Origin of the sequence: Bradyrhizobium sp. UNPF46 (genome assembly GCF_006658625.1) — a bacterium.
In the GTDB taxonomy this organism is placed as follows: domain Bacteria; phylum Pseudomonadota; class Alphaproteobacteria; order Rhizobiales; family Xanthobacteraceae; genus Bradyrhizobium; species Bradyrhizobium nitroreducens.
On sequence record NZ_LFJB01000096.1, the window covers coordinates 1 to 5,791 of the forward strand.

Below are 5,791 nucleotides of genomic sequence, written 5' to 3' on the forward strand. Positions count from 1 at the left end.
GAATCAGAACCGAAGCTCTAGATTCTTGTTTTGACGCGTTTTCTTCACGCGAACCGGTGTCCACTTCGCTCGAAAACGCTCTAAGCAACTCGAGCCGGACACCTGTGCCGAAGTTGAATCTGTCAGAGAGCCAGACGTTATGTCGGCTCCGGCGCTATTTCCGTACCCATTTGTCAGCAGCCTTGACGTATAAGCGCTTCACTGCAGCCCAAGCTGTCCGGTGCGCTATCTCTTCCTGGCGAACATCGCCGGCGTGGGCGGCGAACGAGTGATTGAAAGCTTCCCGGTAGATGTCCATGGCATGCGACGGCAAGTGATGTCGCACTGGCGGAGGAAGATCGTCGTTCGATCGATAAGGCATCTTGACCCGCTCTGAGGAACCATCGTCAGGCCCGGTGTTGAGCCAGGGGTGGGTTCAAACGCTCCAAATCAAGTCGCGGGGAGGTGACAGCGCTACATAGCGATATCCCGCTCAGGCATCCGCTCGGGCTTCGTTTCCGGAATTTCCGTCATCGTCGCTTCCGTCAGCAGCAGTACGCTGGCGACAGACACTGCGTTCTCGAGCGCGGTCCGTACCACCTTCACGGGGTCGACAATGCCGGCCTCGACGAGGTCGACATAGACCTTTCGGGCGGCATCGAAGCCGAAATTTCCCTGACTTTCCAGCATCCGCGCAACGACGACGCCGCCATCCGTCGCGGAGTTTTCGGCGATCTGTCGTGCAGGTGCTTCGAGCGCACGTTTCAAGATCTGTACGCCGGTTCGTTCGTCGCCCTCGCACGCGGTCTCTTCCCTGGCCACCGCAGCGACAGTCCGAAGCAAAGCGAGACCGCCTCCGGGGACGATTCCCTCCGCAACCGCGGCCTTGGTCGAACTGATGGCATCGTCCAAAGCCTCCTTCTTCGCCTTCATCTCGGCCTCGGTCGGCGCTCCGACCCGGATCACGGCAACGCCGCCAGACAGCTTGGCAATGCGCTCTTCCAGCTTTTCGCGGTCGTAATCGCTGGTCGTCTTCTCCATTTCGACACGGATCTGAGCGAGCCGGGCGTCGATCCTGGTTCGGTCCCCGCCGCTGCCGATCAATGTGGTATTCTCCTTGTCGGCGACCACTCGCGCCGCGCGGCCGAGCTGTTGCAAGGTCGCGTTTTCCAGTTTCAGACCGATCTCGTCTGATATGACCTGGGCGCCTGTGAGGATGGCGATATCTTCCAGCATGGATTTGCGCCGGTCGCCGAAGCCGGGTGCCTTGACGGCACAGGCCTTGAGGACGCCGCGCAGTTGATTGACGATGAGGGTTGCAAGCGCTTCGCCCTCGATGTCCTCGGCGATGATGAGAAGCGGACGGCCGCTCTTGGCAACCTGCTCGAGCAGCGGGACCAGATCGCGCAACGCGCCGATCTTGTGGTCGCATAACAGGACGTAGGGATCCTCCAAGGTCGATTCCATGCGATCGGCATCCGTGACGAAATAAGGCGACAGAAAGCCGCGATCGAACTTCATCCCTTCGACGACGTCCAGAAGAGTCTCGGTTGTCTTGGACTCCTCGACGGAGATCACGCCGTCGCCTCCGACCTTCTCGATTGCATCGGCGACCATTTCGCCGATAGACAGATCGTTATGAGCTGAGATCGTGGCAACTTGCACCTTCTCCGCCCTTGTCTTCACCGGCTTTGCCATCGCGTGCAGTGCCGCGACGGCGGCCTGCGTCCCGCGATCGAGGCCGCGTTTGAGATCGATCGCGCTGGCGCCTGCCACGACGTTCCGGACGCCATCCGCAAGGATCGCATGGGCGAGAATGGTTGAAGTGCTGGTGCCGTCACCGACGACGTCGCCGGTCTTCTCGGCCGCCTGTCGGAGAACCTGAGCACCAAGGTTTTCTTCGGCGTCCTTGAGATCGAATTCCTTGGCAATGGTCACGCCATCGTTGCAGACGATCGGAGCGCCCCAAGCCTTTTGGATCAAGACGGATTTCGATTTCGGACCCAGCGTGACCCGAACGGCATCGGCGAGCAGGGAGGCGCCGCGCAAGACTTTTTCACGGGCCGCGGAATGAAACAGGACTTGTTTGTGCGCCATCTCGTTGCCTCAAGCTGCTGTCGGTTCCATTGCGAGATAGTAGTCTCGTACGGCCGCCGGCGGTTGGGGTTGATCCTCGTCAAGCGCGGCGGAGCGCTTCATATCGTGAAGCCAGTCAGCCGCGGTGAGGCTGACGTTGACCTAGCGCAATCGGGGCGGCCGGCAGGCGCGGTATTCTTAAACTTGTCCGCGGATCCGCACGGCATAATCATGGTCGAACAAGCAATACCCTTGTCGAAGCAGCAGCATGGCGGCCACCTTTCTGCTGCAGCGATCTGGTCCGTCGTCATTGCGCACAGATGGTTCCTCCTGACCGTTGTGGTCCTGTTGGGCCTTGGTGTCTGGCAGGGCATGCGCGTCCTGTTCGGACCTGCCGTCGTGGTCGACCAGGTTGCGCAGGGTCGGTTGATTGAGACGGTGGTCGCGAGCGGGCACGTCGAGACGCCTTATCGGGTCGAGATCGGAAGCCAGATCACGGGAACGGTCGAGGACGTACTTGTCCGGGAGGGTGAAAGGGTCACCAAAGGTCAGCCGTTGATTTCTCTGGAAGCCCGAGAGTTGAGGGCGTCGGTCGTGCAGGCCCAAGGGGCGGTGGCGCAGGCCGAAGCTCGGATCAGGCAGCTCGAGGAACTCACGCTTCCTTCCGCGAAGGAAGCAAGGGCACAGGCTGAAGCGACGCTCTTGAATGCCCAACAGACCTTTGATCGGACTGCGCAACTCGAGCGCAACGGCTATGCGACGCGAGCAGCGCTCGATGACGCGCAGAAGACGCTCGATGTGGCCCGCGCCGTCAAGCGCTCCGCGGAATTCCAGGTCTATACCGCAAGCCCCGGCGGCAGCGACTATGTGATGGCCCAGACCCAGCTCAATCAAGCCCGCGCCAATCTGGAGACGGCGGAGTCCCGTCTCGGCTATGCGACGATTACGGCCCCGCGTGACGGCGTTCTCATCACACGCGGCGTCGAGCGTGGCACGGTGGCGCAGGCGGGAAAGACGCTGCTGGTGTTGGCGCCCTCGGGCGATTTGCAGCTGGTGCTCCAGATCGACGAGCGAAACCTCGGCAGGTTGGCGCTCGGACAGACGGCGCTCGCATCGGCTGACGCCTATCCCGACCGACATTTTTCCGCAGTCGTTACCTACATCAATCCGGGCATCGACATTTCCCGCGCCACGGTCCAGGTGAAGCTGACGGTCGCCGAACCACCGGACTATCTGCGTCAGGATATGACTGTGTCGGTCGACATCGAGGTCGCAGCGAAGGACAATGCGCAGGTCCTTCCAGCACGCTCGGTGCATGACGTATTGTCCGGTCAACCGTGGGTCTTGACAGTCAAGAACGGCCGGGCGCTGAGGCGACCAGTCAAGCTCGGTCTGCGTGGTAGCAGCCAGATTGAGATCCTTGAGGGTTTGCAGCCCGGCGACATCGCGATCCCGCAGAATTCGGGCGTTCTCGCCGGCCAGCGCTTGCGCCCCGTTCTACAATGAACCCCTGGCTTCCATTCGAGTGGATCGCGGCCGTGCGCTTCCTGCGCGAGGGGAGATTGCAGACCATTTTCATCATCGGCGGCATTGCGATCGGCGTCGGCGTGATCGTCTTCATGTCCGCGATGCTCGCCGGCCTCGAAGCGAACTTCATCAAGCGCGTGCTGACTTCGCAGCCGCAAATCCAGCTTCTCACCCCGGATCAGGTGGCCCGTCCGTTGCGGAAGTCCGCCGGAGAGATCGAGGACCCCGCGGTACAGCGGCCGAGCCAGCGGGTGATTTCAATCGACCAATGGCCAAAAATCCGCGGCCAGATGCTTGCGATGCCCGAAGTCACGGCAGTCTCGCCGACGATCACCGGATCGGTTCTGGCGCTGCGTGGCGATGCCAGCCGGGCCGTGACGCTGACGGGGATAGAGCCGGAGACATATTTCGATATCGTCAGGATTCCAGACTATATCTTTGCGGGGGAGGCGCGGCTGACCAGCGAAGATGTCATCATCGGCATTGAGCTGGCCAAGAACCTTGGGGCAACCGTCGGCGACAAGCTGAACTTGCAGGCCACCGGCGGTGCCAATCGCGTGCTGACGATCTCCGGCCTGGTCGATTTCGGCAACAAGGGTGTCAATCAGCGCGTGGCGTTCGTCGCGCTGCGCACGGGCCAGTCGCTGCTCGGGATGATCGGCGGGGTCACGACGATCGACATGAAGATCAAGGACATCTACGCGGCTGAAATCATTGCGCAGCGAATCCAGGCCGCAACACCGGTCCAAGCCGATAGCTGGATCGCCACCAATGCGCAGTTCTTCACCGCAGTCCAGGCCCAGATCTACACGAACACCTTGATCCGCATTTTCGTCGGTCTTTCCGTGGCGTTCGGCATTGCCGCCGTCCTCATCGTTTCCGTGATCCAGCGCTCGAAGGAAATCGGCATCCTGCGCGCCATGGGCACGTCGAAGGGCCAAATTCTCCGCGTGTTCCTGCTTCAGGGAGGGCTCCTCGGCTTCATCGGCTCGGTCTTCGGCGCCGCGATGGGAGCAGCAGCGCTGATCTACTGGCATGCTGTCGCCCGCCAGGCGGATGGTACCGAATTCTTCCCGCTCATTCTGGAACGAAGCCTGTTCGTCTACACGGCGATGCTGGCCACGGTTACCGGCTTGCTGGCCGCGACCGCGCCGGCTTTGCGTGCCGCAAATCTCGACCCCGTGGTGGCGATTCGTGGCTGACGGGATCCTCAAGCTCGAGCATGTCTGCAAGGCCTACAATGTCGGCCTGCCAACGGAGGTCGAGGTGTTGCACGACATCGATCTCGAGCTCGATCGTGGCGAGTTTCTGGCTCTCATCGGCCCCTCCGGTTCTGGCAAGAGCACGCTCCTGAATATCATAGGCCTGCTCGACCGCCCGACCTCCGGCCGTCTCCTGATCAAAGGGAGGGATACGGCCATGCTCGGGGACGATGAGCTCACGCATCTGCGAGGTCGTACCATCGGCTTCGTGTTTCAGTATCACTTGCTCATCTCCGCGTTCACGGCACGCGAAAACGTCATGATGCCGATGCTGGCGGATCGCGGCTTTCCGAGCGCGGAGATCGAGGCCCGAGCGGAGCATCTGCTGCTTCAGGTGGGACTGGACAAGTTCGGAAGCAACCTTGCCAACAACATGTCCGGCGGACAGCAGCAGCGGGTGGCGATCGCCAGAGCATTGGCCATGAGGCCGGATCTCGTGCTCGCGGATGAACCAACGGGTAATCTCGACACCAAGTCGGCCGATGCCGTCTTCGATTTGATGCGGCGCGTCAATCGGGAGAGTGGCACGAGCTTCTTGCTGGTCACCCACAATATGGATCTGGCGCGTCGCTGCGACCGGATTATCCAGGTGATCGATGGCCGGATTGCCAGCAACTAGAAATGCAGGCCGAAAATTGCGCTTCTTGCGAAGGCCGCCGCCATTGGGCCGGCGCCGCGATGTGGCGTACAAGCGGGATCGCCTTTCGGACGTGGACCGCAATCATATCGGGATGAGGTTCGCGCGGAGCGGGAGATTTTAGAGCGTTTTCGAGCGAAGTGGACACCGGTTCGCGTGAAGAAAGCGCGTCAAAACAAGAATCTAGAGCTTCGGTTCTGATTCAATCAGAACCGAAAATGCTTCTAGTACCTCGACACAGAGGTTTTGACTCTTTGTTTTTGCACCGCTTCGGCGGGTATTTTGGGGTAGGCGCGGCCCAATTTGGCGC

At 61.0% G+C, this 5,791-nt stretch carries 5 protein-coding genes; 3 read left to right on the plus strand and 2 right to left on the minus strand.

Annotated features, from left to right (window positions below; all coding sequences use genetic code 11):
• Positions 1-154: 154 nt before the first annotated feature.
• Together UNPF46_RS32775 and groL are read right to left on the minus strand one after the other, a co-directional pair.
• Positions 155-361, minus strand: coding sequence for a ChaB family protein (locus tag UNPF46_RS32775; RefSeq protein ID WP_142252828.1), 207 nt, complete (start codon positions 359-361; stop codon positions 155-157).
• A gap of 92 nt (positions 362-453) precedes the next feature.
• Positions 454-2,076 (minus strand): chaperonin GroEL, encoded by a 1,623-nt coding sequence (gene groL / locus UNPF46_RS32780; protein WP_142252829.1) that lies wholly within the window; start codon positions 2,074-2,076, stop codon positions 454-456.
• A gap of 210 nt (positions 2,077-2,286) precedes the next feature.
• Here groL and UNPF46_RS32785 point away from each other — a divergent pair, with 210 nt between their 5' ends.
• From UNPF46_RS32785 to UNPF46_RS32795, 3 genes are read left to right on the plus strand one after another with little or no spacing between them, the layout of a single operon-like run.
• Positions 2,287-3,561: an efflux RND transporter periplasmic adaptor subunit gene (locus tag UNPF46_RS32785; protein ID WP_142252831.1), complete on the plus strand. Its 1,275-nt coding sequence runs from the start codon at positions 2,287-2,289 to the stop codon at positions 3,559-3,561.
• Entirely contained in the window at positions 3,558-4,784 is a 1,227-nt protein-coding gene (locus UNPF46_RS32790) for an ABC transporter permease (protein WP_142252830.1), read from the plus strand. Before UNPF46_RS32785 ends, UNPF46_RS32790 begins: the two co-directional genes overlap by 4 nt.
• Positions 4,777-5,463 (plus strand): ABC transporter ATP-binding protein, encoded by a 687-nt coding sequence (locus UNPF46_RS32795; RefSeq protein WP_100177254.1) that lies wholly within the window; start codon positions 4,777-4,779, stop codon positions 5,461-5,463. The genes UNPF46_RS32790 and UNPF46_RS32795 overlap by 8 nt, the downstream gene beginning before the upstream one ends.
• The last annotated feature ends 328 nt before the right edge of the window (positions 5,464-5,791 follow it).

Excerpts from the sequence above, each read along its gene's own strand:
- UNPF46_RS32775 (WP_142252828.1), bottom strand. The coding sequence starts at position 361 with ATGCCTTATCGATCGAACGACGATCTTCCTCCGCCAGTGCGACATCAC.
- groL (WP_142252829.1), bottom strand. The coding sequence starts at position 2,076 with ATGGCGCACAAACAAGTCCTGTTTCATTCCGCGGCCCGTGAAAAAGTC.
- UNPF46_RS32785 (WP_142252831.1), top strand. The coding sequence starts at position 2,287 with ATGGTCGAACAAGCAATACCCTTGTCGAAGCAGCAGCATGGCGGCCAC.
- UNPF46_RS32790 (WP_142252830.1), top strand. The coding sequence starts at position 3,558 with ATGAACCCCTGGCTTCCATTCGAGTGGATCGCGGCCGTGCGCTTCCTG.